The sequence below is a fragment of the Aeromonas sp. 602658 genome (assembly GCF_049173005.1).
Classification (GTDB): Bacteria; Pseudomonadota; Gammaproteobacteria; order Enterobacterales; family Aeromonadaceae; genus Aeromonas; species Aeromonas veronii_A.
The window spans coordinates 200,173-225,276 of the sequence record NZ_JAAKRF010000002.1 but is presented as its reverse complement, the minus strand read 5'-3'; the positions used below and the strand labels follow the sequence as shown (position 1 = coordinate 225,276).

Here is a 25,104-nt window from a genome sequence, read left to right as displayed (position 1 = left end):
CAATCAGGGTAATGGATTGGCTATTCTGGTTTGCGTACGCCGTTGTGTGCATGAGACAAAAGGAACTGCCTTAAATCCTCCATATCCCGCTGGCATCGTAGGCATTCTTCAAGCATACACAGCGCCTCAGAGGCAACCGAAGGAACACCGCCTTTCCCGCCAAGATACGAGGTGAAACCAACCTTGGCGACCGATACATTATCAAAAAACAGCGCCTTGGCCTCTTCGTTATCATTCAGGGCCCCGATCAGCGCAAATCCAGCCTGATCACCGGTCAATCTCAAGCTAATGTCTACCAGCTTACCAACCGGAAACGCCTCTCTCATCAACTCATCGCCACTCTGCATACCCTTATACCCCACTGTTTTTTCAAATTTGACCAAGCCTATGCCGCCCGCATCTGGCGCACTTGCCGATCCATAATCTTGGACAGATCAGAGGCTTGGTGGATCACCTCATCAACCAGCTGCTCTACGCGCTGGCGCATCTCCTGCCCGAATCGGCGCGCCACCATATCGGCATGGGGCACCACTCGCCCGGTGCTGTGGCACTTAGGGCACTCGTCACCCTTGCGGGGGCGGATCCCGGTCCCCTTGCAGTGCGGGCAGCGACCGGATTGCAGCATCTCGGCGACACAGTGGTCGTGGGCGAGAGACAAGATCCCGTTGCGCTCAGCCAACAAGCGCTGATACTCGTGGTCATTACCGGCACGGTGGGCGCGCTTGGCCTTCTCCATCACCACGGCGGCGCGGCGGCGCTCCTTGTCGTAATGGGGGTGGGATGACACCAGGTTATCCAGCTGCTCAGGCAGCGGGCGGCGCAACAGGATAGCCAGCGCCATGCCACCGGCCTCGGCATTACCTGTCGCCCCCTGAAAGTGCGCTGCCAGCTCAGAGATGGCGGCGGCATCGAGCTGGTGATCGGCCATCAGGAACTGGAGCCCCTGCGGGTTGTTTTTGGCGGCCACCTGCAGGGCACCGATAAAGTCGTCACGCCCCAGGGCGTTGAAGTTGCTGGATGTCGGCTCGTGTAGCGCCCCCTTTGGTGAGAACAGGCGCAGTGCCATTTCCAGTGAATTGCTCATGGGTTGGTCCTCTTGTGGTCTTGGTCCTGATTGAAAGCGGTAAGCAGCCAGGCGCGCAGCTGGCCGGATTTGACGTGCTCAGGGGTGACTTCCAGCACAGTCCACCCGAGCAGGGCGGCCTCGTTCATCTTGGCGCGGTCCTCCACAAACCCTTTGCCGCGAGTGTGGCGGCCACCGGAGTGGATGCCGCCGTGGATCTCTATGGCGATCATGCGGGTCGGCCAGGCATAGTCGAGCCGCCACTTGCGCTTTGGGTGGAACACCAGCTCGGTGGCGGGGTCAGGGAAGCCAACCAGCTGGGCCAGCACCTTGCCGTGCAGCTCATCCACCTGCTTGGATTTCTTGACTTGGTTCGCTACCGCCTTGGCTTTCGGGTGTTTATCCAGCAGGCGGGCTGCGTCGATGGCAGAGAGACGGATCACAGGTGTGCGCTCCATTTCTCTAACGCTCCGATGATCACCAGATCAGTTATCACCGGCAAAACCAGGCTCCAGTATGACCATTCGGCGCCAAACTGAAATTTCATCATCCAGTAAACGATCGCAGTAATCACGCCGCCCTCCCGATGGTGTTCTTGCGCAGCTCGGCCACTTCCCTGGCAACCTGTTCGAGCAGAGCCTCCTCGCTACCGTGCTCCTGTTGCCAGGTGCGCGGTGCAGCGTGGAATCCGGTGGGGTAGCAAGCGCGGTGGTGCCGGGGGCACAGTGGCAGCACTCTGGTGTGCTCGGCGCGCTGGGCTATGCCAGACCCAGAGCGCACATGGTGGATTTCCGCTGGCGTGGCGCCATACCCTGCATTGCGGCAGGCGATACAGCCGAGCGAGCTCACATCGTTCAGCCAATCCTTGTCAGCCTTGGTTTTGCTCATCGCGCGCTCCTTTCATCGTGTGAGACTGCAGCGATTGCAGGTTCAGCAAGGTGAATGCTCCGCCTTTTTGCGGGCACCAGCCGGCCGTATCGATATGGATCACGTTACCAAGCGCTACCGGGTTGCTCATGGGGGTGTGACCAACAACCAGGGCATGCACATCAGACACACCGCTCTCATCACCAAGCTCCACACGCCGACGCGACCACATGCAGGCGTTCTTAATGGAGCGCAGCAATCCAGGGTTTCCCTCTGCGCCATCCTCAAGCTTTTCAATCAGGTAGCTCCAGGACGGGAATGGGCAATCAGCATGGATCAAGCCAATCAACCCACTCGGCGTATCCACCTCGATGGCGATAGGCAGCTCGCGGAACTGGGCTGCGTACTCGCCGCGCTCCACATCGAGCAATGACATGAACCACGCCCCACCGTTCTGCAACCAGTTTCCTGTGTCACAGGTGTCGTGACGGCACACATAGTCGTCATGGTTGCCGCGCACCGCGTGGAACCATGGCTTGGCCAGCCACTCCAGCACCAATTCGCATTCAGGGCCACGATCAACCAAGTCTCCGACAGAGAACAGGCGATCGTGGGCGGAGTCAAAGCCAACCTTATCGAGAGCCTGCTGCAGCAGGGTGAAGTGGCCGTGTATGTCGCCTACCGCGAAGTCTCGCCCAGCGGTATTAGCTGAAAATTTCTTGACCAGCGCGCTCATGCTGCCGCCCTCCCATATGCCGCCACCCAGTCGAAGCCGCGGCGGGATTCATCCCCGAACTTCACGCCCTGCTGGGCGCCGAAAGACTGGGCCAGCTCGATAAGATCGCGCATCTCGCGCACGGTCATCTTGGAGGTGGACTTGCCCAGCACCACGAACCCGTTGCCGTCGATGTTCGGAACTACGTCCTGCTGGTACAGGGCGGCGGAGAGGACGTGTTTCCAGTCCTCCTTGGAGAGCTTGCGGCCATGCCAGTTCACTTGCTCGGCGATGTCGGTCATGACAGCCCAAAACAGGGCGTTCTGGGCCAGGCTGCGGGTCATCTCCTTGATTTCGAGGACCAATGGCTTGTTCTGGTCAACCGGCAGACTTGCTACCAGCTGGCAGGCGCGGTCGCGGATTTCAGGGCTGCGCAGGAAGTGCTTTGGATATTGGCTCATCCTCACCCCCGCTTGGCTTTGTTGCGGCGCTTGGCGGCGGCACGCTGGCGTTTGGCGGCCCTGTCATTGCGCGGGTTGGGGATGCAGAATGGGCTTGCTGTGGTGAAATCCTGCATGCGCATCCAAGGAGCATGCGCTGATGTTGCAGCGATCGCGTATGCGATGGCGAGTGACATTCTCATGCTGCCACCGCCTTAGCCGCAACGGCTGCCGCGGCTGGGAACGGGGTCAGGTGGTAATGCCAAACCTGCTTGCCGTTGATGTTCTGGTGGTTGGAGTGTTTCACCCAGCCATGGCAGCAGACTTCGCGCAGGCGGGCGCTGATGGCGGCTTGGGTGTCAGCTTGGCCATAGCGGCTCCAGCACTCGCGCTCGATGTCGCGCAGGGTGCGGGCCTTGCCGTCGCTCATGATGGCGATCACGCGTCCAAGTTGGGTCGCAACGGATAGATCTCGGGTATTCGATTTTGCGGTCATGGTCGGGTCCTTTTGGTCAACGGCCGGGTGGTCTAGGTCCGGCCTGAAACATGTTACGGCGCGATATGCCGATTGTCACGGGTTGGCAAGCGCCTCCTTTCCGAAGTTATCCACAGCTCCATTTGCAGCACTACCTCTCAACACCAGCACTGGCGCGCCTCTCAGCCGTTTGACCTCCTCCGCCACTTGCTCAGGCGTCGTGTCGAGCACCAGCCAATGCCCTGCCCCGCGCTGGCAATCGGTGTGTCCCAGCACGGCGATTTCGTCTGCCACCTCCAGCAGCACTCGCTCACCGCACCAGCCACGGACGGGCGGATAGATCACCACCCGGCAAAACTTCGCGGCCTTGACAGCGGCGATCACATCAGGATTGAAAAAATCAGCCATCCCATCCCCCTTTAGCAGGCTTGCTCTTGCTGCGATCCACTTCTGCCGCATGTGCCATGCGCGCAACTTCTTGCTGGTCGATGTTTGAGATCACCCCGTCATGGAACTGGCAATACGCTGTGCCTGTCTTGCCACCACGGTTTAGCCTGACCAACAGCTCCATCACCCCGGCCATTGGTGAATCGTCGTGATAAACCTCATCGCGGTAACAGCCGATCCACACATCACAATCCTGCTCAATCTGGCCTGTGTCGCGACTATCGCTCGGCACCGGGCGCTTGTCTGCTCGCTGCTCCAGTCCACGGTTCAGCTGCGTCAGGAGCAACACCGGGCAACCCATCTCCTTGGCCAGCATCTTGAGCGCCTTGGTTATCGCGCCATAAGCCAGATCGTTGCGCTCAGCCTTGTCGGCAGTCATAAGCGTCAGATAGTCAACGGCGATCAGGCCAAGCTGACCGAATTGACGGCGTAAGCGTCGGCTTTCTCGCACAACCTGATGCACGGTTAAACCAGGAAGATCTGCGATATGGAGTTTTGAGTTGCCAAGCTCTGCGGCAACGGCGTAGGCCTTGTCCATCTTGCACTGGTCGCTCATCGACTTGAGATCCTTGCCAGACACCCCGGACGCTTGAGATACCATGACCTCAAACAGCTCACCCCGCGTCATTTCGAGAGAGAACCCCACCACAGGGAGCTTTTTGACCAGAGAGGTGTGATTGCACAGACTCGCCATCAGCGTCGTCTTGCCCATCTTTGGTCGGGCACCGATACAAACCAGCGCGGTTTGGCTGATCCCTCCCGGGTAGAGCAAATCATCCAGAGATGGAATGCCGGTGGCATAACCGGTCATCTCGCCAGGCCTGCGATTAGCGCGCCGGTCAAGCTCATCACACCAATCCTGCACAATCTCACTGGCCGGAACAGCGATCCCGGTGACCCCGCCAGACCGCTTAGCATCGACCTCAGACAACAGCGACCCCATTGCAGCGAACCGCTCATCGGTCGTGCTGAAACCTGGCTCAACCATTGCGGAGATGCAGTCATGCAGCTTTGCCACTGCAAACCGCCGTTCGGCAGCGCTGCGCACGATCCCCCCATAGGTCACGATGTTTGCCGCGCTTGGGGTGTTCTTGGCGATCTCAACCAGATAGGCAAACCCGCCAGCCACATCGAGCTGGCCATCCTGCTCAATGCGGTTTTGCACAGTCATGATGTCAACCGGGTGTCTGGCAGCGACCAGTTGGCTGATTGCACCGAAAATGATCTGGTGCGGGCGACTGTAAAAATCGCGATCAGACAAACCGAGATCGTGAAAGGCATCGCTACGCAGCATCAAGCCACCAAGAACGGACTGTTCTGCCTCGAAGTTGTGGGGCGGCACAAACCCAATGGCGTCATTCGTCATTGAATCGACCCTCCCTCACGCCGAGATAACAACGCTCGGTCACCAAAAAGTCTAAGTTCTTCGGCTTCCAGGATGACTCGCCATCACGGCGCGTGCGGCTCTCACACATCCAGCGGCAATTGGTGGCGATGAACGCCAAATACGCACGCCAGCGTGTCTCGTCGAATTTGAACTTACCCCAGAAGTTACGGATCTTGGTTTTACGCGAATCCGTCAGCTCCCGAACGGCTGGCATCTCAGGGAGTATTTCGTGGTAAGCATCCAGGATCGCCTGATACGGAGTGTGTTTTACTGTTCGCTTTTCGGGGGTTGCTGCTGGGGGTTCAGCGCTAGCTGATGCCCCATCAGTAGTTGTCTTTACTGTCTTTGATATATTGTCTTTTGTGTGTCCGATTACCTCTGACACCTGTGTCATGGTTTCTCTGACACTTTCTGTCATGGTTTCTCTGACAATGTCAGACTTTCTATGACACTCTGAAACATCCCAGTCACTTAGGTTCTTGTTGGGTCCAATTTTGCTACCTTCCCACACAAGAACCTTCATGCGAATCAGTGTGTTCTTAGCCAGGCTAACTGCCTGCCGAGACAGTTTTGTGCGCTTTGCAATCTGGCTATCAGCAATGCGATCTACCTTTTTGTTGAACCCATAAGTGCAACGGCAGATAGCATGCGCAACCTTTTGCTCGTTCTTGCTTAAATCAGACTCAATGAGTGCGTCATACAGCTCGTTGGCTAAGCGGGTATAGCCATCGTCAAGATCTGCCACACGAACCTCCTGCGGCGCGCTATGTGGTCGTCTGTCTGGAAATTTAAGTAACGCCGCCATCTCACACCTCCAATTCATCAGCCAATCGGCGCACAGCCAATTCGTATTCGCGCTGGGTAAGCCCCTGGCGCTGTAATTCGCGCTTTCTGAGCTCATAGAGCTCCCATGTTGATGGGGATGACGGGTTAGGCATGGCCCACCTCCCGCTCGGTGTATTCACACCCCGGGCATTCAAATGAGCGGTCATCGGTACCGGTGCGCAGTTCGCTGCCACACATCGGGCAGTGATCCAGATCGGCACAAAGGAGAGCGGCCCCATGGGCCTTGGGTTCAATGGTCATTTTTGAGGTCCTGATTAAGCCCGGTGGTGAGGCGGGCCTTATTGGTAATGGTTATGCGCAGGCTTGCTGGTCGGCGCGCTCAATCTTGCGGGCCATCAACTCCCGGGAGAGCCGAACGGCTGTCTTGTCGGTACCGGCCGCGTGCGCAGTCGGGATCAGAGAGGTGTCCAGCTCTAGCGACAACTCATGGATAACGGATTTCAAAATGATGTTGTCACGCTCACTGACGTGCTGGGCGGCGGGACGTGGCGGTCTGGCGTTGATAGTCATTGCAGTTATCTCCCTAAAACGGAATTGATCAGGCCGATGAGCTTTTGCACCGGCTTCTTGGGGCGCTCCTCGTCATAGATGGCCTCATCTTGCGGCGAGAAGGTCAGCAGGCCGCGCTCTGGCAGGCCATCCCCTTTCAGGATCTCCTCGACAGTGACGGGCGGATAACCCTGCTCGATCAGGCTCCGATTGGCCCGTTTGACGGCTCTCGCCAGTATCTGCGGCTCGTGCTGAGATATGGAGTTAAGGAGCATCAGCAGCGAGGTGCGGGCAAATGCGGTTTCAGTCATGCCGACTTCGGCACCGACTTCCTGCCACACTTGTCTGTGGCCGACAGTGCCGCGCACCCGCAGGGGGGAAACGGCGTCCATTTTTTCGTGATCAGACAGTGCTGGTCGTCCCATTTGGTTGGTCCTCTGGTAAAGCTGGCCGTTGGTCAGGCGGCCCGCTGGGTTTCCGTTTGATCAGGGCGGTAATCCTCAAGGCAGAAATCAAGTTTGCCACCGGAGGCGAAGTGGATGCGGGTGGCATACTTGGCCGGGATGATTTCGGGCCATTCGGATACGGTGCTTTTGGTCACGCCAACGGCGCGCGCCATGGCGTTACTGCCGCCAAAAAACTGGATGGCTTGGTCTTTCTTCATTGGTCGGGGTCCCTTTTATGGATACTGGTAATACAGAACCCATTTTGGTTCGCTTTTCCGAACAAGTCAACCATCGGCATAGCGCACAAGAAATAGGACAGAATGAGGAAGTGTTTTTTTATTCGAACGAGTGCGACATGACCTCTTTCAGAGATCGACTGAAATACATGCTCAAGGAGCGCGGCTGGAAGCAGGCCGACCTGGTGCGCAAGTCAGGCGTGAGCAAAGCGGTGATATCCGTTCTGTTTTCTGACCCGCTCAAAGATCTGCGCGTCAGCAGCCTGCTCTCCATAGCCAAAGCGCTCGGCTGTGACCCGTTATGGCTCTATACCGGTAAAGAGAGCGGCACCTATGTAGCAGATACGCACCTCGGCAAAGTATCGGTATGGGAAATGTCAGACCTCACAGAGCACCCAACAGATGCCCTGCACACCCTCGACGGGCGCGACACCATATACAGTGATTACGATGGCCAGCTGATCGGCATCATTGCCAACGATGACAACCTTGCAGGCTCCGGCATCAAGAGCGGCGACATCTGCGTTATTGATCTGGCCGACCGGACGCCGCGCCATAACGACGTGGTGCTGGCGAGGATAGTCAGCAGCGAGCAGGATCGGCTGCTTAAGGCGCTCGACGGCCTCTCTGGCATTACGCTGGTAACCGATGATCAGCGCCTTGGCGTGGTGCCCATCAAGGACGCCATTATCTTCGGCCGCATGGTCGAACTGCGCCGCAACACGAAAGAGTAACCACCACAACCTCAATCAAGCCCGCATCGCGCGGGCTTTTTTGTGCCCACCATTTGGCAGCTACATCGCCCACAAAAAAATAGTTCGTAAAACCGAACATTTTCTATTGACGCAAGTGTTCGGGAATATTAACCTTTGCCTTGTTCGGTAAAGCAATCGAACAACCAAGACCGATAACAGCAAGGGGCAGCGTGGAAGGCGGCCAATCGTGGTGAAGGTCTTGGGATGGTGACAAGGGGTAATGAGGCGGCACCTGTCATCGATCCCGCCTAGTTCGTAGCAACATGCGTCGCGTGTTTATCCGAACCGAGCTTGCTGGAAGGTGAGCGCACAACTGAAGCAGTCCTCTTCTCCTGGGTGCCCATACGCCCGTAACGCAATGTGGAAGATGGCGAGGCAACGCTAGGCGGGGAGATTGCCAGAGGGCTGCTCCAGTTGTGGTGAATGCGCAGGCTGATGCGCGGGAGGGGAGAGTATCCCCGTCAGCGACTAACCCCCTTAGACGATAGGCGAGCCGGAGTTCAGCACCGGCCACCACAACAAACCGTCAGTTGGGCAAGTCGAAAGACCTCAGCGCTGACTCCGGATAGGGTAACCGGAAAACGCAATCCTCTAGGCACATGTGGCCTGATAAAACGAGGCAGGTATAGAGCCCTGCGGGCCTAGAGGATGAAACACGGAGATTCGGCAAGCGGCATGCCACCTCATTTGGGATGAGGGCTTCACAGGTTCGATCCCTGTATCTCCGACCAACTTAGACACTCGGCAATCAGGACCCCGCCCCTAACCAGGGCAGAAGTGAAAAGCGCCTGACCAGCGCGTAAGAACGACAAAGCCCGCACAGGGCGGGCTTTGAAGGACTAGGGTACCACCCCCAGTCAGAGAAAGCCGAGGGACCAACCCCGGCAATCAGGACCCCAACCAGTTGACCCGGTGGGAATTAGCGAGGACCAACTCGCCAACAGGAGTAAATGTACCATGACCAAGAGCATTTTTTCCAGAGCCGCGCATCACGCAGACCAGATCATCGCCATTATCGCTGACCACGTAAGCGGTAACAAAGCTCGCAGAGCACGCCTCCATCGCCGCGTCAGCGAAATCGCAGACGACATTCGCCGCCAGAAGTTGGCAGAAAAGCGCGCCATCGCCAATGAGCGACTGGGCCGCATCCCGAAAGGCCACAGAGCCATGCTGATTGCACGCATGCAGTACCACATCGATTCCATCTGATTTCCCGGGTCTGGCGCTTCCCTCATAGCGCCGTAGCCAAAGCCTCTTTTTCAAGCACCTCAAGGATGCTTTGGCTTCGCTCACGCCAAATTCGGCTGAGCTCGCTCTTTAACAACTCGGAACCGGCTCACAACCACGAATCCCGATGCCGGTAGGGATGCGCCGATAACCCGTCAATTCGGAAAGCGGTGTGTGAACGTGAACGGATCCCGGCTTGCGAGCCGGTATCCCAAGGCGGCTCCGGTGGAGCTGGCAACAACATAGCGTCGAAGCTGTGGCCGCCTTCGGATAATCACCAGAGGACCAACCACCATGAATGCACCAGCAAAAACCGAGATCGCCGAGCAGGTGATTGAAACCTTCATCCCTGTCGCGCCCTGCATGTATAGCGACATCCCGAGCGATGTTTACCACGGCAGCGCGGGCGAATCGAAAAGCAGCCTGGATCTGGCGCTGATATCCGGCCAGCACTACCGCTACTACAAGATTGACGGCAACCAGCAGAAAGAAACTGTGCCGTTCCGCGAAGGCAAGATCCTGCACAAGATTGTGTTGGAGTTTGGCGACTTCGAAAGCGAATACGCCATCGAGCCGGTATGGCCGGAAGATGCCTTTGTTGGTGCAGACCAGATGAAGGCGGCCATCGAAGAGTACAACGCCGGTCTCGAGAAGCGCCCAGAGCTGCAGGAGCTGGCTGATGCCATTGAAGCGTACAACGCCAAGTTGACCCCACCCATCGAGCTGGGATCCACGGTGGGCGATGCCGAGGCGGCATACTGCCAGCTCCCAGAGAGCTTCCAGACCATCGGTGAAGATGACAAGCGCACAGCTACAGCGCTCAAGGCATGCGTCAAAGCCTACAACGATACGCTGACCAAGCCACTCAAGAGCAAGGGCAGCTATCAAGCCGTGCTCGAGAACTACGCCAAGATTGGCGCCAAAGAGCTGGAGCGAGCAGAGCGCATTGCCACGCTGCCGGATCCCCTCCCACTCAGCGGCACCAAAGCGGAAATGGCAGAGCGGATCCGCACCTTCAATCCTGACGCGAAATTCCTCGACGAGCTGAAAGAGCAGTTCCGCGAGCAAGCTGGCGACAAGGTGATCGTGACCAATAACGAATACATCCACGCCCTGCGCTACCGCGAAGCTGTCCTGAATCATCCGGAGGCAGCCGTGCTGCTGGATGAAGGTGAGGCAGAGACCAGTATCTACTGGCGCCATCCTGAAACCGGTGAGCTGCTGAAATGCCGGCCTGACTGGAAGCGCCCGGATCATGTGCTGGTTGACCTGAAATTTGTTCGCAACGCCAGCGAAGCGGCATTTGCCCGCGATGGCTCGGCCCACAACTACCACATTCAGGACGCCCACTACACCGACGGCTATGAAGCGGTAACCGGACACCCGGCCAGCTTCGTGTTTATCGCGGTGGAGAAGGACGGCCCCCTTGGTCATGACGTCTACAAGCCCATCATGGTCGGCGTCTACTTCTACGGGCAGGAGGATCGGCGCCGCGGCCTTGAGCTGCGCGATATGGCAGTGCGCAACATCGTCACCTGGCGCAAGGCTAATTACTACCCGGGCCACGATGGCATGGGCGAAATCAACGTGCCGCAGTACCAGGCGGCAGCAGAACGCCACCGCATCAACAACGAAGAGCCATTCACCCCCACCGTGATCAGTCTTGAGCCGGTGACCGAAGAACTCCCAGACAGCCTCTTCTAAGGAACATCGACATGGAAAATACAGTAGCAACCCAGAGCGCGGCACCGGTGTTGGCCAATGAGCGCGGCCAGGCAAACATGCTGAGCCTGATGATGAATATGGATTTCATGGCTAGCATCGACAAGATGGCAGCCATGATGGCCAGCGGCAAGGCCACCGTGCCGCAACATCTGCGCGGCAATCAGGCCGACTGCTTTGCCATCTGCTTGCAAGCGGTGCAGTGGGGTATGAACCCCTTCCCTGTGGCGCAAAAAACCCACCTTGTCAACGGAACGCTCGGTTATGAGGCCCAGCTGGTCAACGCCGTGGTAGTCAACTCCGGCGTCATCAAGGGGCGCTTTGACTATGAGTTTTTCGGGCCGTGGGAGCGCGTCATCGGCAAGTTTAAAGAGGTCCAGAGCAAGGATCCCGATAAGAAAGGGGCCGTTTACCGGGTGCCAGACTGGAACTTTGCTGATGAGAAAGGTTGCGGGGTAAAGGTCATTGCGACACTGGCTAACGGCCAAGTGCGCGAAGTTGAGCTGCTGTTGCAGCAGGCGCGCACCCGCAACTCGACGCTGTGGGCCGACGACCCGAAGCAACAGCTGGCCTACCTTGGCGTAAAACGCTGGGCTCGTCTCTACACCCCTGACGTGATCCTCGGCGTTTACTCCGTCGATGAGCTGGAAGAGCGCGAAATCAACCCTGATTTTACGCCGACCGGCCCGGATGGCGGCAACAAGTCTGCCACCGAAAACCTTGCCGAGAGAGCCGCAGCCAAGCGGGCGCAGCAGCAGGCAGAGGCAAATAAGGGGGCTGTCATCGAGGGGCAGGCGGAAAGCGTCACTGAGCAGCTGCATAGCGAGCCAGAGCCTGTGGTGCCGGATGTTGACCCGGAGATTGCCGATCAGCTCGCAGATGCCCTGTTCAAGCTCGACATCGCCGAGTCTGCTACTGAGTTGCGCTCGGCGCTGTCCGTCATTACTGAAATGGGCGACAAGCTGAACAAAGAGCAGAAGGCCCAGGCGAACGAAATCTATCGCACCAACATTGCGCGCCTTGGCCTCGATAAGAAGCGAGCCGCCTAACCAACCGACAAGCCCCGCCGCCAACGGGGCTTTCTCTTTCCCAACAGGACCCGAACCATGACCACCGAACTGAACCCCAGTGAGGCAACCAGCCTTGCCCTGAACACCCTCACCACCCAGATCCGCGCCATCATCCAGATGCCTGACGGCCCGGCCAAGGCCGCCATCGGCAGCTTTGAAACCCTGCTCACAGCCAACCTGACCATGATCAGCGAGGCGGCCAATGCCCATATCGACGAGTTCAACGGGCTCATCGACCAGCTGGAATCCCGGGATGGCGAGCTCAATGACCAGATCGCACTGGTCAGCCAGCTGCGCCAGCAGGTAGCCGAAGCCGAGCAGCGCATTGCAGACGCACAGGAAGAGGCCAGCGCCAAAGCTGAGCAGGCTGAAAATGCCGTCTACTCCGCAAACCGCAAGGCAGACGGGGCTCAGGCAGACCTCAACGCTGCCAACGTCCAGATCCGCGAGCTGGAACGCACCATCAAAGCCTATAAGGCGATGGATCCGGAAGGCTTGAAGCGCAAGGTGGCGGAGCAGCGCAAGAAGCTGGAAGAGCGCCTGAACGCCATCAACGCCAGCAAGAACGAAATCAGCGGGTACCGCCGCGACAACACCCGACTTTCCCGCAGCGTGACCGAGCTGACCGCCATCATCAACCAGCAGCAGGCCGATCTGGACGAGCGACAGCAGGTCATCAACGACATGGCCCAATTCAAGGAGATCAGCCTGTTGTGGGGCAAGCACCTGCGCAATCACTACCCTGACGGCAATGGCATCCGCTGGAATGTCTACCTGGTAGAGGGCGGCATCCAGTCTGACAAGAGCTACCTGCTGAACGATCTGGATTGGAAGCTCCACGCCATGCGCTCAGACGCCACCGGTTGCACCGTGATGCTGAGCGAGTGGATGAGTCCGATATTTCCGAGCGCCATCGCCAGAGACATCCCGATGGAGGCGATCCGCGACATCCACGCCTTCATGCTCGATGCACTGGCCATCACCCACCCTCACCTGCAACCCCGCGCCGAGTGGGCGCAGACAGTCCACATCAGTGAAATTGGCCTCAACGCCAAGGTGCAGGGGCTGCTGGAGGGCGCTGGCATCACCGACCTGTGGAAGCTGATGGTTAACCAGAGCGACAAGCTGCTGGCAATCAAGGGCATTGGCGCCAAGCTGGCCGATCAGATCATCAGCGCCGGTCAAGCCGCGGTTCGCCAGTGGGAGAAAGAGCAGGCCGAGGCCAGCCAGCAACCGGAACAGCACAAGGAGGCGGCATGACAGGCTTCTACCTGCGAGATTCGCGCAGCAACACCGGCAGCTCCTGCATGTTCTGGGCGCTCAATGGCAATGGCTACACCTCGAACCTGGACAAAGCCCATGTCTACACGCTGGAGGAGGCCCAGCGCCATTTCAATGACCGCCACACCGATGTGCCGCTCAGCAAAGCGCTGGTCGATGAGCTCGTTACCGTGCGGGTAGATCACCAGTATCTGGATGACACCAAGGCCGGTCTGGCAACAGGCTGCGATCAGTATGTAATCCACTGCTGCATCGGTGATTTCGACGGTAACGATGTCTACTGGAAGGCCCAGAAGGGTTCGACAGTCTGCCTGTCAGATGCGCTAATCCTGACGGCAGAGGAGGTAAGGCATGCTCTGTGGAACGATGAGGTTGCCTTTTACCCGCTTGAGTACGTGAAGTCCATCAGCCGCCGCACATTCCAGGCTCGCAACATCAACGAGCGCCGCATGATCACCGTTGCCGGGATCCGCAAGCCGAAACGCCCTCGGCGGAGACAGACCACGGGCCGCACCCGCGGAAACTGCCCTGACTGCGGCAAGGTCACCTGGGGATTTAACCCATGCGAGGCATACACCTGCACCGAGGCGGCCAGAGAGAAGTATGGCGCCAGCTACATTGACGACTGCGAGGACGCAGCCAGATACAGCAAAGCCAGAAAGGAGGCTACATGAGCCAGCAATCAGAAAAACCGGTATCACTCGCCCACGGCGCACCGCTGAGCACCGAATCATGGGCTGACTTTGTGGCAAGACTGCACCGCGACTGTGTTGGCGAAGGAGTTCATGACCACTGCACCGCCGATGCCATCTTCAAGGTTGAATCCCGCCAACTCATCTACGGGATAGATAAAGACTACACCGATAAGATTGCCGTGATTTGCGACGACTCGGTGTGGTTCAGCCCGCAAGAATACTGGGATGAGTGCGACGATGACCAGCAAAGCCACCTGAACGAGTTGGCGCAAGAGGCAGAAGGTGAGGATTTTCTCAATCTGAAGCGATTCAGAGCGCAGTGGAACATCCTTGGCGAGCTTGATGATCACACCGTAACCGGCTGGGATGATAAGTGGGTGCCTGTAAATAGCCACTTCACCAAGGATGCGGCAGAAGCGTTTATCAAGCGCAAGCGCCACGACTACCGCGAAGGCATGCGGGTGTATGTCGATGCCCAGACCTACTGCTGGGAGTACAACACCATCAAGGAGGGGATCCTGCAGGGGCGGATCGGCCTGACCGATGAAGCAAAGAAACTGGCCGATGCCTACGAGTTCCTTGCAACAGAGTTCGGCAAGGTGATGTATCAGGCCGGATTCAGTGAAAGCGCCGAGGCGGCCAAGCAAGATGCCATGAGCTGGCTCAACCAGCGCCCTGCAGTTGACGAGGAGGATGTCACCAATGGCTGACTACCGCGGCTCCACCACTCCAGAAGCCACCCGCGACATGACCCAGACCCCGCTCTATCTGTTCCGGGCGCTGGATCTTGAGTTCAACTTCGCCCTCGATGCCGCCGCTCTGCCGGAAACGGCGCTCTGCGAGAAGTACCTGACGCCGGATATCGACGCCCTGAGCGTGGACTGGGGCGACTTTATCAGCCCGTTTGTGCGATCGCCTTGGGCTTGGCTCAATCCGCCCTACTCCGATATCGGGCCATGGGTGGAAAAGGCCATCGAGCAGCAGGGACGCGGCATCGGCACCGTCATGCTGGTACCGCAGGACACCAGCACCGAATGGTATCCCGGTGAGCGCGCCAGCGAGGTGCGGCACATCACCGGCTACCACGATGAGAGCGGCAGGTGGCGCAACGGCCGGGTGAGCTTCATCAACAAGGCAACCGGCGAAGAGATGAAGGGCAATCCCAAGGGCTCCATGCTCCTCATCTTCGCCCCCAACTGGCGCGGCGAGTGCCGGATCCGCGATGTCAGCAAGCTCACCCTGCTGCTTGCCGGAGCAGAGCCCGTCAGCGCTGCAGCCTGATACCCCAAAACCATCCACCGCCAGCCACACAGAAACGGTGGATAAGTCGAGGAACCCCATGAAAGACACAGATAACCCCTACTGCGGCGCGGTAGTCATCGGGTTGGGCGTCGTCATGCCCCACCCCAAGCTGTGCGGCAAGTTTGTACTGCCAGGCGGGGCCATCTGCAACCGGTCACAAGCCGAAGCAGCCGCCAAGAAAATCCACGACCTGCTGGCAAAAGCCCGCAACTAACCGACCAAAAGGACCCCTGACCATGTGGTTTAAAAACCTGCAAGTTTACCGCTTCACCCGCCCGTTCGAGTTGACAGCCGAACAGCTGGAAACTCAGCTCGAAGCCTGCGCCTTCACCCCCTGCGGCAGCCAGGATATGTCCCGCTTCGGCTGGACTCGCCCGCTCGGCAAGTTCGGCAGCACCATGACCCACTCCGCCAACGGTCAGATCCTCATCTGCGCCCGCAAGGAGGAGAAGATGCTGCCATCTACCGTTGTCAAAGAGCAGCTGGACGAGAAAGTAGAGGCGATCGAGTTCGAGCAGGGTCGCCCCCTCAAGAAGAAAGAGAAAGAGGCGCTGAAAGAGGAACTGCTGCATACCCTGCTGCCCCGCGCATTCAGCCGCACCGCCAACACCTACGCATGGATCAACCCGGCAGACGGCCTACTGATGGTCGATGCCCCCTCCGCCAAGAAGGCCGAGGACGTGCTGGCCCTGCTGCGCAAGTCCATCGGCAGCCTGCCAGTGGTGCCGGTGGCGCTCAAGAACCCGCCCGAAATCACCATGACCGAGTGGCTACAAGAGGGCAACCTGCCGGCCTCCTTCACCCTAGAAGATGAATCCGAGCTGCGCAGCGCCATGGAGCACGGCGGTATCGCCCGCTTCAAGCAGCAGGATCTGATGACCGACGAGGTAAAAAACCACCTCGCCAACGATAAGCTGGTCACCAAGCTGGCACTCTGCTGGGGTGAAAGCATCAGCTTTGTGCTGGGTGATGACCTCTCCATCAAGCGCCTCAAGTTCAGCGAGGAGCTGCGCGAGCAGAACGACGACATCACCAGCGAGGATCCGGTTGCCCGCATGGACGCCGACTTTGCACTGGTTACCGGCGAGCTGGCCCAGTTTATCCCGGCCCTGTTTGCCGCCTTGGGTGGCGAGGAGGCTCCGCTATGAAACAACAACTCATTGCACCTGCCGAGGTAAAACGGGATGAGTCAGGGTTCTGGATCCACCCTGATTTCCCTGACTTCGGCGAAACGCTTGGTAGCCAATACACCGAATGGCTTGATAAGCAGGGGCTCCAGGCAAAGTTCGTCTCTATGGAAGATGACCTGCCTGAGCACATGATCGAGCGATGGGATGCCGATGGCGACTACATAGACCTTGTTGCCGAGTGGAATCCAACCACGCCAGCAGGAGCTGGCTGGTTCCTGCTTGGCATCTGGGATACGGAGGATGGCGCAGTGGCGCTATTCGCCCGCCGCAACGAGGAGGTTGCAGCATGACCGCACACACCAAGGGCCTGCTGGCCACTTTCGAAGTCGGTGACAGCGGCAATCTGGCGATCGGGAGCGAGGATAAAACCTCGCTTCTTACCATCGTGGACGAGGACGGTATCGACTTTGCCACCCTGTATCACGCTGCAGACGCCCGCCGCATCGTAGCCTGCTGGAACTTGCTTCATGAGTTCGACACCGAGGCCATAGAGGCTGGCTCATTTGCAGACTTCATTGGCAAACAGGTGTACCAGCACGAGATCGAAAACGCCAACAGCGGCGAGCTCAGGCTGTCAGATGTGTCGTTGCAGCTTATGGCTGCAGGGTTTGCCGGAAAGATGAAGGCCAATGCAGCTGAGAACTACATGGAGTTCGGCCTGTTCCACCCTGATACGGGTCCAATAACCATCACAGTCCAGCGCGCAGAAGGCCTCACCCCGGCGCAGAAACTGGCCGCCATGACCAAGCAGCGGGATGTGCTGCTCGATGCGATGTATGCGGTGCAGAGCGTGATGAACGACAGCCAGGGCGTGGTCGGATGGCACAAGAACGGCGACATCGCCACCTGGGACGAGCTGCTTCCGGAAGTGGCCACCGCCCTCGAATTTGTGGAAGGAGAGCAATCGTGATTCACGAACTCAAGATTAAGCCGGAATACTTCGCCGCCGTTGTCTCCGGAGATAAGACCTTCGAGATCCGCAACAACGCCGATCGCAACTTCAAAGTAGGGGATACCCTGCTGCTCTGGGAGTGGAATGGCGGGTTCACCGGCCAGACCGTCGAGAGAGCGGTAAGCTACATCACCGACTTCGAGCAAAAGCCGGGTTATGTGGTGCTTGGGCTGGCAAACAATCGCGAGCAGGAGCTAGCCGAACAGCTTGCAGATGCCACCCGCCAGTGTGGGGTGATGGCGGATCTGCTGCGGCAGGTGACTAAAATAGTGCCGGCGATCGGGGTGGCAATCGATGATTTGCCGGTTGTTGATGCCTTTCTTGAGCGCATCGAGGCGGTGCTGGCTGGCAAGCTGCCAAATGCTTGGCTGCCAATAGAAACCGCTCCGCGCGATGGCCGCAAAGCCTTGGTGTACCGGCCGCTTGCTGAAAACAGCGGTGACGAGCGGATTGCAGTCAAACGGCTTACTGGTGGCCAAAGCAATAACTGCTGGGATAAGACAGTCCCACCCGGCGCAACCCCATGCAACCCAACGGATGGGGCCTGCCATGTGACACACTGGATGCCCTTGCCTGATGATCCTGTGCAGCAAGGAGGTGAGCCGTGCGCTTTAGAGCCCCGATCATCCAGCCCGGCCTGACCCGGGAAGAAGCTACCGACGCCCGAGAGCGATACCTACGCATCAACCCCGGCGCCAAAGTCACAATCGACAGCCAGCCAGATAACCCCCAGCTCAAGACCCTGATAGCCCACCTCCCGGTGCTGCCGTTCCGGCGCGTCATGGAGCCCGGCTTTATCGGGTACAGGGGGTGGCGATGCTGACTGACCCAAACAAGCAGGCTGCCCTCGAGCGCGCCCTGCACCAGATAGCCCAACTACAGGCCAGCCAACCAGCTGGCCTTTCTATTTCCACCGAGTCCCGCTCCGGCTTTCGCTGCAAGAGCATCGAGCGCGAGCACGGCCGCGATGTGTACCGCGCCCAGTGTCCCTACGTCGGGATCTCGATCAGCATGAAGGATGTGAAATAACGATGAGAATCAATCTGAAAGGTAATGGCAACGTGACTATCGACGGAAGAACGTTCACCGGCCGCAGCGTCACCATTGTCAACGACAAAGTGGTTGTGGATGGCGTGGAGCAGGATGGTCAGCTGGTCGGCCCCGTATCAGTCACCGTCAACGGTGATGCCGATGTGGTGGATAACCCGACTGGCACGGTAACGGTTACCGGCGCAGTCGGCACCATCAAAACCATGTCTGGCGATGTGCACTGCAAGGATGTATCTGGCTCGGTTTCCACCATGTCAGGTGATGTTACCTGCGGCAGCATTGGCGGATCCGCTTCCACCATGTCAGGCGATATCAATCGCCGCTAAGCCACTACTGCGGCGGCTCGCCGAGCTGCTGCCCATAGGAACTGTGATGACCAAACAAAAGGCGGCTGGGATCGCAATCCTAGCCATTAACATTCTGGCCGTCATCGTGGCGGCCGACCTGTTTGTGAAAGGTGGCTGATGGCTGACAACAAGGAATTCGCCGAGCAGATCGCCGCCGCCATGGTGGCGATCGGTACCGAGGAGGTCCTTAGCTGCATGAGTCGGGTGATGTGCTGGGTCGCAGCAGACCACGGCCAGACAATCCAGTTCGAGTGCGATCTCGGGGTGGTGACAATCGAACCAAAGCAGCAACCGCTGCAAAGTTGAGGATGGATGATATGGCAGATAATTTGACGTGGTTGGCGCGGAATGCCCACCTGTGGCCAGAGATTGCTCCTGGCCGGGCTTTTGCTGCTGCCTTTACTGTTGAAGGATCAGTAAAGTGGTTGGAATATCCACCAGTAGATTGGGATAGTTGCTACCAAAAGCATGAATGGCTGGCCCGCCGCGCAGAGCTGCAGAACAAGCCAAGCTTTGCCGATCATCCTGACGCCAAATGTTTTTTCCAGCATGAAAGTGGCAGGTGGTTTAAGAACGTGGAGTCGTCAGACATGAGTGTCGATGGCATTGGTTGGCGCAACAACCAGCCGTCACGCAGAAGTGATTGCGGATGGGTTGATATCGGCCTTGGCGAAGTCCTTGGCGACTGGCGCGACACGCTGGATCGGCGCCCCGTTGACCTATCCGAGCCAGCTGGCGGCGTGAAAGAACGCGGTGCTGATGGCGCCGAAGAGAACAACGCAATGGCCCAGCGCCTGCTGGTTGCACTCAAGAGCGATCCGCGCAGTTTCGATACCGGCGCCCTGGCCGAGATGGTTGAACTGGCCGACGCCGAGATCGTCAAGCGCGACGCCAAGGTGTGCGGTGGCGAGGGTTATCTCAATAACCACTGGTTTGAGCGCTGGGAGTTGCCACCGGTTGGTGAGTTCGTCGATGTGGAGGGTGAAGATCTTGTCTATGGTAATGGGGAGCTGAACTGCGAGGTCATCGCTCACGTTGAGGATACCGCAGTAATCAGGATGAGCTATGGTCTCGGATGCTTCCAAAAGCACGTCCTTTCACCGTCGCGCACCGAGCGAGACAAAGCGATCGATGGCATGAAGCAGCATTGCCCATATCCAGGCTCCTGGGATACGGTTGGCCGCATCTATGCAGAGGCGCTCTACGACGCCGGCTATCGCAAGCAGAACTTGACTGCCAAATAACGGCCCTTCCTTCAATCCAATTGGCGCCCCATCCTCAAGGACAGGAGGGCCACGCCATGCAACAGCTACAACTCATCGACCAGAGCAGCCAAATGCTGGACGATCTGGTTAATACCGTACTCTCCCCCACCCTGTCCCAATCGGCCAAGCTTGCCGAGATCGGCCGCATTCTGGCTCACTTCGACCTGCCTATCGAAGCGCCGCGGGTAACAGGCCAGCTCTGGAGCGCAACCGATCTGGGAAAGGAGTTGGGGGTGAGCGCCCAAGCCATCGGCAGGCTGGCCAACCAGCACAACCTGAAAACCACCGAACTGGGGGAATACCGCCTTGACCAGGCGGCCAACTCCCGCAAGCAAGTTCAGACCTTTTATTACAACCAGCTCGGGCGTCACCGGCTCGAGTCTCTTTTAACCGCGAGGACCGTACACCATGGGAACAGCAGCAGATCCGGCAGTCAGCCATATTCCGGGCCAGCTCATCATAATGAGAATGCCTGACGCCATCCCGCTCAGCACCTACCTGAGCACCATCGAGATCACCGATCGGGATACCATCAACAAGCGGATTCAACGTGGCATCTGGCAACTGGGGGTTCATATCGTCAACGTTGACGGGGTGAAAGAGCGCTGGGTTAACATCGCAGAGGTGACAAAGTGGGCAATGAAAAACAGCTCCCACGCGGCGTAAGCCTGCGCGGTGAGACCATCAACATCACCTTCACCTTTAAGGGGGTTCGCTGCCGTGAGCCCCTGTCCAACCTGCCCAACACCACGGCAAACGTGCGCTATGCCTCCCGCCTGCTCGGCGAGATCCAGGGCAAGATAGAGCGCGGCCAGTTCGCCTACGCCGACTACTTCCCAAAATCCAAAAAGCTGCGCATGTTCGGCGGCGCGTCGATCGCCGCCAAGGTGTCTGACTATCTGGATGAGTACCTGCACCGCTGCGAAAGCCGCGGGCTGAGCCCGTCCACCATGGTCGGGTACCGCAAATGCCACAAGGCACTGGCCGATCTGCATGGGATCACGGTGTCAGAGCTGACCCCGGCACAGGTAAAGAACTGGCTGGTAAGAAGCAGCACTACCGCCAAAACGGCCCGCAACCGACTGTCGTTCCTGCGCAGTGCCATTGACGAAGCGGTTACCGATGGGTTGTTGCCATCAAACCCGGTGTCGCTGGTCACCGTGTCCAGATATTTGGACGTGGATTCAGCTCCTGAACAGGGAGCCAAATCTGTGGACCCGTTCAGCCCGGATGAAGTGGCCGCCATCATATCGACCGCTCACGGCATCAATGAGCAGTGGGCAAATCTGTTCGCGTTTGCGTTCGCCACCGGAATGCGACCGTCCGAGATCTGCGCCCTTCGCTGGGGGTCAATCGACTGGATTGGTAACACCGTGCAGGTATCGTCCGCCAGAGTGGTCGGGGTCATCAAGACCACCAAGACCAGGGCTGGCACTCGAACCATTGAGCTGACGAGTGATGCGCTGGCGGCGCTGACCAGCCAGAAGCGCTTTACCTTTATGCGCGGCGAGTACGTGTTTGAAGATCCGAAGCTCGGCGAGCCATGGTCCGGGGCTGAGTCCATCAGAAAGAAAGCCTGGCTCTACACCCTCCGGCGATCCGGTGTTCGCTATCGCCACCTTTACCAAACCCGCCACACCTTCGCCACGGCCAACATAAGCCGCGGCTGCAACCTGTTTTGGCTCGCCACACAGATGGGTCACAAGGGGCCGGAGATGCTATTTCGGCACTACGGATCCTACCTCGCCGAGTACGACGGCCAGACAGCAAAAGCGCCAATCCTGATCCAAAATCCAACCGGAAAATAAAAAAGCCTTATAGTTCAATTGGTAAAGCTGCACAGCCCGGGGGTTCAAATCCCCCCAGCTCCACCAAACAATGTTCCGAGTAGGAACGAAGAAGACTAGAAACCCGCAGGAATCAACGCCTTGCGGGTTTTTTGTTGTCTGTAGCGTTCGAGGAAGTCGCCTAAAGCCAGCCAAAATAGTAACATCTACGGTAACAATGGTTTTGTAACACCGTTTTGGTGTTACTGCTGGAGAGGGAACTTCATGAGCAAAGACCGGCTGTATGATTCGAATGTAAAAAACGCCAAACCGGGGATACCACCGAAGTCCAAGCCCGGAGCTCCGCTGGTGAAGGAATACAACTTGGCCGATGGGGATGGGCTTTACCTGAGAGTGAAGTTGAATGGCTCCAAGATGTGGCTATTCAACTACTACCGGCCAAGTGATAAGAAGCGCGCCAACATCAGCTTTGGCCTCTACCCTGACGTTACCCTATCCGCTGCCCGAGAACGGCGACAAGAAGCCCGCGCGCTGCTGGCCCAAGGTGTTGATCCCCAGCGTCACAAAGTAGAGCAGCTCGCTATTGCCCAAGCGGAGTATGAGACCAGCCAAAACACTTTTGAGCACATGGCTGCAAAATGGCTGGATCTCAAACGCCATGATGTAACCAAGGCCTATGCCGACGACTCGTGGCGTTGCCTTGAGATGTATGCTCTACCTTTTATCGGCTCAATGCCTATCAGCCAGATCCGCGCTCCCAAGGTGATTGAGCTGCTGCGTCCACTCGAGGCTGACGGCAAGCTTGAGACAGTGCGCCGCCTTTGTCAGCGGATTAACGAAATCCTAGACTACAGCGTGAACCACGGCCTGCTCGATGCCAATCCCTGCTCCGCGATTCGCAAGGTGTTCAAGAAGCCCGCCAAGAAGCACATGCCCACCCTCAAGCCGGGAGAGTTGCCGCAACTGATGGCCGACATCGCCAATGGCCGCCTGGAGCACAGCACCCGCTGCCAGATTGAATGGAGCCTTCATACCCTTGTACGCCCCGGTGAATCAGCAGGCACTCGCTGGGACGAGATCGACTTTGAGGCCAAAGTCTGGAACATCCCTGAAGATCGTATGAAGATGGATCGCCCCCACCGGGTTCCGCTCACCCCGCAAGCTCTTTCTCTGCTGGAGCGTATGAAGCCGATCAGCGGCCACCGCCCCTATGTGTTCCCTAGCCGCCGCGACCCACTTGGCCATATCAATGACCAAACTGCCAATGCTGCGCTGAAACGTCTTGGCTATGGTGGGCGGTTAGTTGCCCATGGCTTGCGCTCAATAGGTAGCACCACGCTCAACGAGGCAACTATCAATGGGCAGCGAATATTCGACCCTGACGTGATTGAGGCGGCACTTTCCCACGCCGATGATAACGAGATCCGCAGCGCCTATAACCACGCGGACTACTTCGAGCAGCGGGTAACCATGATGAGTTGGTGGAGCAATCACATTGAGCAGGCTAGCCAGGGAAACCAGTCCTTGGCTAGCGGCACCAAAGCACTCAAGCTGGTCAACGAGTAACCCGACTATTTTGCGAGACAATCTTGGCGGGAGAGTGAGGACTCCTGCCCGTTTGACTCTTAAACACAAACAAAACAATACACGGAAGATGACTTAATGTTAGAAGTAGCACGCTCGTTCGAAACCCGATTTCAACGCTATGCAACATGTGAGGATGATAAACATCATAGCAATTTGCCATTAATTTCTGTTATCTCGTTCATGTCTGAGTGCCTGACAAATCATAGAAAGTATCCCTGCAACTCAAACTCCACAGTGAGCATTTCACACAAACAAAGTCAGGAGCCAACCCCTCTTATCCAACAGAACGTCATACTCGCCGAGAGGGTACATCAGTTGGAGCAAAAGGTGGCCGAGCAAGATCGCCAACTCGCATTTCTGAACCCTGAGCATGACCGCTACGCTCCCAAGCTAGCTGCGGCAGTTTCAGCTTGGCACAACTACATTGAACAACCCGGCAGAACGCCTAAACAGAGCCTACTGCAATTCCTTACGAAAAATGCTAACAACTTCGGCTTGGTCGATAGTGAAGGCACACCATTGAAGTGTCTTCAAGATCTGGCGGCAATTGCAAATTGGAAACCTAACGGTGGTGCGCCCAAAACGCCCAGTAAAGAATCCCTCCACTAGTTCTCAATGACGTCGTCTCTCACTTCTCTGCGAATCTGGCGACAACACTGTAGTGCACCCCCGCTACGAAAACCTAGGGGAGGTTTTAATTGCCTCACCCCCTAGCCTTTAAAGACCGTTACACCCTTTAATGACCCCTCTGACACTAATGACGAGTGAGGTCATACATGGATAGCTCTGCCACCCCACGCCTAATCCGTATACGTGAAGTGATCCAGCGCACCGGCCTGAGTAAATCGAGCATTTACGATCTGATGGCACAAGGCTCTTTCCCGAAAACCATCCGCTTGAGCGAACATGGTCGGTCCGTCGCATTTTTAGAGTCTGAGGTGGTTGAATGGATGGCGGCCCGTATTGCAGCTCGCAATTCGACGGCATAGGTGACTGCGATGAACTATCCCCAAAAGGCAGTACCGAAGAACGGCACGACCCAATCCAAGACAGTGTGCGGCAGCATTCAACCAACCGGCCATAGCACCAAACTGGACTTGGCTGCTCACCACTTGCAGAAAGGTCGTACCAAAGGAGCTGGTGCCTTGTCTGCTCTTGTTGGGTTGCGTTATTTGAACTGTCACCACTCTATTATCGAGATACGCCTTCACCACTGGATTTCAAGGAAGGATGTGCTTTACCGCCATATTAATCGCGTGAACCAGCCGCACAATGCGATTCCCTTTGGCCAGGCATTTATCGCCCGTCACCTGCACGCCACCTAACCGAGGGTTAAACATGATCATTGCAAGCAATGGGCGTATCGCTCAGGGCGAAGCTTTGCCCAAAATCAACAGCTTGGCGACTGAGCCTCTAAGCTCGCGGCACACCGGGAAGGTACATCCCTGTGTCCATGGTCAACG

Annotated in this window: 38 protein-coding genes and 1 tRNA gene; 25 read left to right on the top strand and 14 right to left on the bottom strand. The window is 57.7% G+C overall.

The features are described 5' to 3' along the window. Positions 1-20: 20 nt before the first annotated feature. The 14 genes from G5253_RS03345 to G5253_RS03280 all read right to left on the bottom strand — a co-directional run bounded on the left by G5253_RS03345 (position 21) and on the right by G5253_RS03280 (position 7,393). A complete protein-coding gene (locus G5253_RS03345) occupies positions 21-383 on the bottom strand; it encodes a hypothetical protein (RefSeq protein ID WP_421202693.1) in 363 nt (120 codons plus the stop codon). Positions 384-385: 2 nt separating this feature from the next. Further along, the gene (locus G5253_RS03340; protein ID WP_421202692.1) at positions 386-1,084 is read right to left on the bottom strand and encodes a TIGR02642 family protein; all 699 of its coding nucleotides are present in this window, start codon (positions 1,082-1,084) and stop codon (positions 386-388) included. Then, a complete protein-coding gene (locus tag G5253_RS03335; protein WP_421202691.1) occupies positions 1,081-1,521 on the bottom strand; it encodes a hypothetical protein in 441 nt (146 codons plus the stop codon). Before G5253_RS03335 ends, G5253_RS03340 begins: the two co-directional genes overlap by 4 nt. Positions 1,522-1,633: 112 nt before the next feature. After that, entirely contained in the window at positions 1,634-1,951 is a 318-nt protein-coding gene (locus G5253_RS03330) for a Ref family recombination enhancement nuclease (RefSeq protein ID WP_421202690.1), read from the bottom strand. Beyond that, positions 1,932-2,666: a metallophosphoesterase gene (locus G5253_RS03325; protein WP_421202689.1), complete on the bottom strand. Its 735-nt coding sequence runs from the start codon at positions 2,664-2,666 to the stop codon at positions 1,932-1,934. Before G5253_RS03325 ends, G5253_RS03330 begins: the two co-directional genes overlap by 20 nt. After that, entirely contained in the window at positions 2,663-3,106 is a 444-nt protein-coding gene (locus G5253_RS03320) for a recombination protein NinB (protein WP_421202688.1), read from the bottom strand. Before G5253_RS03320 ends, G5253_RS03325 begins: the two co-directional genes overlap by 4 nt. 178 nt (positions 3,107-3,284) lie before the next feature. Then, positions 3,285-3,581 carry a hypothetical protein gene (locus G5253_RS03315; RefSeq protein WP_421202687.1) on the bottom strand — a complete coding sequence of 99 codons (297 nt, stop codon included), beginning with the start codon at positions 3,579-3,581 and terminating at the stop codon, positions 3,285-3,287. A gap of 75 nt (positions 3,582-3,656) precedes the next feature. Beyond that, positions 3,657-3,968 carry a hypothetical protein gene (locus G5253_RS03310; RefSeq protein WP_421202686.1) on the bottom strand — a complete coding sequence of 104 codons (312 nt, stop codon included), beginning with the start codon at positions 3,966-3,968 and terminating at the stop codon, positions 3,657-3,659. Next, positions 3,961-5,373, bottom strand: a complete 1,413-nt coding sequence (locus G5253_RS03305) for a replicative DNA helicase (protein WP_421202685.1) — start codon at positions 5,371-5,373, stop codon at positions 3,961-3,963. Before G5253_RS03305 ends, G5253_RS03310 begins: the two co-directional genes overlap by 8 nt. Then, complete coding sequence (locus G5253_RS03300; protein ID WP_421202684.1) at positions 5,363-6,139, bottom strand: replication protein; 777 nt, start codon at positions 6,137-6,139, stop codon at positions 5,363-5,365. Before G5253_RS03300 ends, G5253_RS03305 begins: the two co-directional genes overlap by 11 nt. Positions 6,140-6,324: 185 nt before the next feature. After that, positions 6,325-6,480, bottom strand: coding sequence for a hypothetical protein (locus G5253_RS03295; RefSeq protein WP_421202683.1), 156 nt, complete (start codon positions 6,478-6,480; stop codon positions 6,325-6,327). A gap of 51 nt (positions 6,481-6,531) precedes the next feature. Next, on the bottom strand, positions 6,532-6,750 hold the full coding sequence (locus tag G5253_RS03290) for a hypothetical protein (protein WP_139407316.1): 219 nt from the start codon (positions 6,748-6,750) through the stop codon (positions 6,532-6,534). A 5-nt stretch (positions 6,751-6,755) separates the two neighbouring features. Continuing rightward, a complete protein-coding gene (locus tag G5253_RS03285) occupies positions 6,756-7,154 on the bottom strand; it encodes a hypothetical protein (RefSeq protein ID WP_421202682.1) in 399 nt (132 codons plus the stop codon). Between the two features lie 32 nt (positions 7,155-7,186). Then, the gene (locus G5253_RS03280) at positions 7,187-7,393 is read right to left on the bottom strand and encodes a Cro/CI family transcriptional regulator (protein WP_421202681.1); all 207 of its coding nucleotides are present in this window, start codon (positions 7,391-7,393) and stop codon (positions 7,187-7,189) included. Positions 7,394-7,530: 137 nt separating this feature from the next. On the opposite strand from G5253_RS03280, the gene G5253_RS03275 reads away from it, so the two are divergent. The 25 genes from G5253_RS03275 (at position 7,531) to G5253_RS03155 (ending at position 24,966) form a co-directional block, all read left to right on the top strand. Continuing rightward, positions 7,531-8,145, top strand: a complete 615-nt coding sequence (locus G5253_RS03275; protein ID WP_421202680.1) for a helix-turn-helix domain-containing protein — start codon at positions 7,531-7,533, stop codon at positions 8,143-8,145. 677 nt (positions 8,146-8,822) lie between these two features. Next, positions 8,823-8,897: transfer RNA gene (locus G5253_RS03270), tRNA-Pro, on the top strand. A gap of 226 nt (positions 8,898-9,123) precedes the next feature. Next, positions 9,124-9,375: a hypothetical protein gene (locus tag G5253_RS03265; protein WP_139401734.1), complete on the top strand. Its 252-nt coding sequence runs from the start codon at positions 9,124-9,126 to the stop codon at positions 9,373-9,375. A 312-nt stretch (positions 9,376-9,687) separates the two neighbouring features. Next, positions 9,688-11,097, top strand: a complete 1,410-nt coding sequence (locus G5253_RS03260) for a PD-(D/E)XK nuclease-like domain-containing protein (protein ID WP_421202679.1) — start codon at positions 9,688-9,690, stop codon at positions 11,095-11,097. 11 nt (positions 11,098-11,108) lie between these two features. After that, positions 11,109-12,164 (top strand): RecT family recombinase, encoded by a 1,056-nt coding sequence (locus tag G5253_RS03255; protein ID WP_421202678.1) that lies wholly within the window; start codon positions 11,109-11,111, stop codon positions 12,162-12,164. Between the two features lie 57 nt (positions 12,165-12,221). Next, the gene (locus tag G5253_RS03250) at positions 12,222-13,445 is read left to right on the top strand and encodes a hypothetical protein (protein ID WP_421202677.1); all 1,224 of its coding nucleotides are present in this window, start codon (positions 12,222-12,224) and stop codon (positions 13,443-13,445) included. Continuing rightward, positions 13,442-14,140: a hypothetical protein gene (locus tag G5253_RS03245; protein ID WP_421202676.1), complete on the top strand. Its 699-nt coding sequence runs from the start codon at positions 13,442-13,444 to the stop codon at positions 14,138-14,140. The genes G5253_RS03250 and G5253_RS03245 overlap by 4 nt, the downstream gene beginning before the upstream one ends. Next, the gene (locus G5253_RS03240) at positions 14,137-14,871 is read left to right on the top strand and encodes a hypothetical protein (RefSeq protein ID WP_421202675.1); all 735 of its coding nucleotides are present in this window, start codon (positions 14,137-14,139) and stop codon (positions 14,869-14,871) included. Before G5253_RS03245 ends, G5253_RS03240 begins: the two co-directional genes overlap by 4 nt. After that, on the top strand, positions 14,864-15,442 hold the full coding sequence (locus G5253_RS03235; RefSeq protein WP_421202674.1) for a phage N-6-adenine-methyltransferase: 579 nt from the start codon (positions 14,864-14,866) through the stop codon (positions 15,440-15,442). Before G5253_RS03240 ends, G5253_RS03235 begins: the two co-directional genes overlap by 8 nt. A 58-nt stretch (positions 15,443-15,500) precedes the next feature. Continuing rightward, on the top strand, positions 15,501-15,677 hold the full coding sequence (locus tag G5253_RS03230) for a hypothetical protein (protein WP_421202673.1): 177 nt from the start codon (positions 15,501-15,503) through the stop codon (positions 15,675-15,677). 22 nt (positions 15,678-15,699) lie between these two features. Then, positions 15,700-16,611: a recombination-associated protein RdgC gene (gene rdgC / locus G5253_RS03225; RefSeq protein WP_421202672.1), complete on the top strand. Its 912-nt coding sequence runs from the start codon at positions 15,700-15,702 to the stop codon at positions 16,609-16,611. Next, entirely contained in the window at positions 16,608-16,943 is a 336-nt protein-coding gene (locus G5253_RS03220; RefSeq protein ID WP_421202671.1) for a hypothetical protein, read from the top strand. The genes rdgC and G5253_RS03220 overlap by 4 nt, the downstream gene beginning before the upstream one ends. After that, positions 16,940-17,563, top strand: coding sequence for a hypothetical protein (locus tag G5253_RS03215; RefSeq protein ID WP_421202670.1), 624 nt, complete (start codon positions 16,940-16,942; stop codon positions 17,561-17,563). Before G5253_RS03220 ends, G5253_RS03215 begins: the two co-directional genes overlap by 4 nt. Next, positions 17,560-18,246 (top strand): DUF3850 domain-containing protein, encoded by a 687-nt coding sequence (locus G5253_RS03210; RefSeq protein WP_421202669.1) that lies wholly within the window; start codon positions 17,560-17,562, stop codon positions 18,244-18,246. The genes G5253_RS03215 and G5253_RS03210 overlap by 4 nt, the downstream gene beginning before the upstream one ends. 175 nt (positions 18,247-18,421) lie before the next feature. After that, a complete protein-coding gene (locus tag G5253_RS03205; protein WP_139731016.1) occupies positions 18,422-18,634 on the top strand; it encodes a hypothetical protein in 213 nt (70 codons plus the stop codon). Positions 18,635-18,636: 2 nt separating this feature from the next. Continuing rightward, positions 18,637-18,981 carry a hypothetical protein gene (locus G5253_RS03200; RefSeq protein ID WP_421202668.1) on the top strand — a complete coding sequence of 115 codons (345 nt, stop codon included), beginning with the start codon at positions 18,637-18,639 and terminating at the stop codon, positions 18,979-18,981. Between the two features lie 138 nt (positions 18,982-19,119). Continuing rightward, positions 19,120-19,308 carry a hypothetical protein gene (locus G5253_RS03195; protein WP_421202667.1) on the top strand — a complete coding sequence of 63 codons (189 nt, stop codon included), beginning with the start codon at positions 19,120-19,122 and terminating at the stop codon, positions 19,306-19,308. A gap of 11 nt (positions 19,309-19,319) precedes the next feature. Next, positions 19,320-20,246, top strand: coding sequence for a hypothetical protein (locus G5253_RS03190; RefSeq protein WP_421202666.1), 927 nt, complete (start codon positions 19,320-19,322; stop codon positions 20,244-20,246). 56 nt (positions 20,247-20,302) lie between these two features. After that, on the top strand, positions 20,303-20,743 hold the full coding sequence (locus tag G5253_RS03185) for a hypothetical protein (RefSeq protein ID WP_421202665.1): 441 nt from the start codon (positions 20,303-20,305) through the stop codon (positions 20,741-20,743). Then, positions 20,736-20,933 (top strand): hypothetical protein, encoded by a 198-nt coding sequence (locus G5253_RS03180; RefSeq protein WP_017411491.1) that lies wholly within the window; start codon positions 20,736-20,738, stop codon positions 20,931-20,933. Before G5253_RS03185 ends, G5253_RS03180 begins: the two co-directional genes overlap by 8 nt. Continuing rightward, a complete protein-coding gene (locus G5253_RS03175) occupies positions 20,900-22,075 on the top strand; it encodes an Arm DNA-binding domain-containing protein (RefSeq protein ID WP_421202664.1) in 1,176 nt (391 codons plus the stop codon). Before G5253_RS03180 ends, G5253_RS03175 begins: the two co-directional genes overlap by 34 nt. Positions 22,076-22,318: 243 nt before the next feature. Next, positions 22,319-23,620: an integrase domain-containing protein gene (locus G5253_RS03170; RefSeq protein WP_421202663.1), complete on the top strand. Its 1,302-nt coding sequence runs from the start codon at positions 22,319-22,321 to the stop codon at positions 23,618-23,620. A gap of 96 nt (positions 23,621-23,716) precedes the next feature. Beyond that, the gene (locus tag G5253_RS03165; RefSeq protein WP_421202662.1) at positions 23,717-24,250 is read left to right on the top strand and encodes a hypothetical protein; all 534 of its coding nucleotides are present in this window, start codon (positions 23,717-23,719) and stop codon (positions 24,248-24,250) included. Positions 24,251-24,417: 167 nt separating this feature from the next. After that, positions 24,418-24,630, top strand: a complete 213-nt coding sequence (locus G5253_RS03160; protein WP_144715227.1) for a helix-turn-helix transcriptional regulator — start codon at positions 24,418-24,420, stop codon at positions 24,628-24,630. 9 nt (positions 24,631-24,639) lie between these two features. After that, positions 24,640-24,966: a hypothetical protein gene (locus G5253_RS03155; RefSeq protein ID WP_421202661.1), complete on the top strand. Its 327-nt coding sequence runs from the start codon at positions 24,640-24,642 to the stop codon at positions 24,964-24,966. Positions 24,967-25,104: the final 138 nt, after the last annotated feature.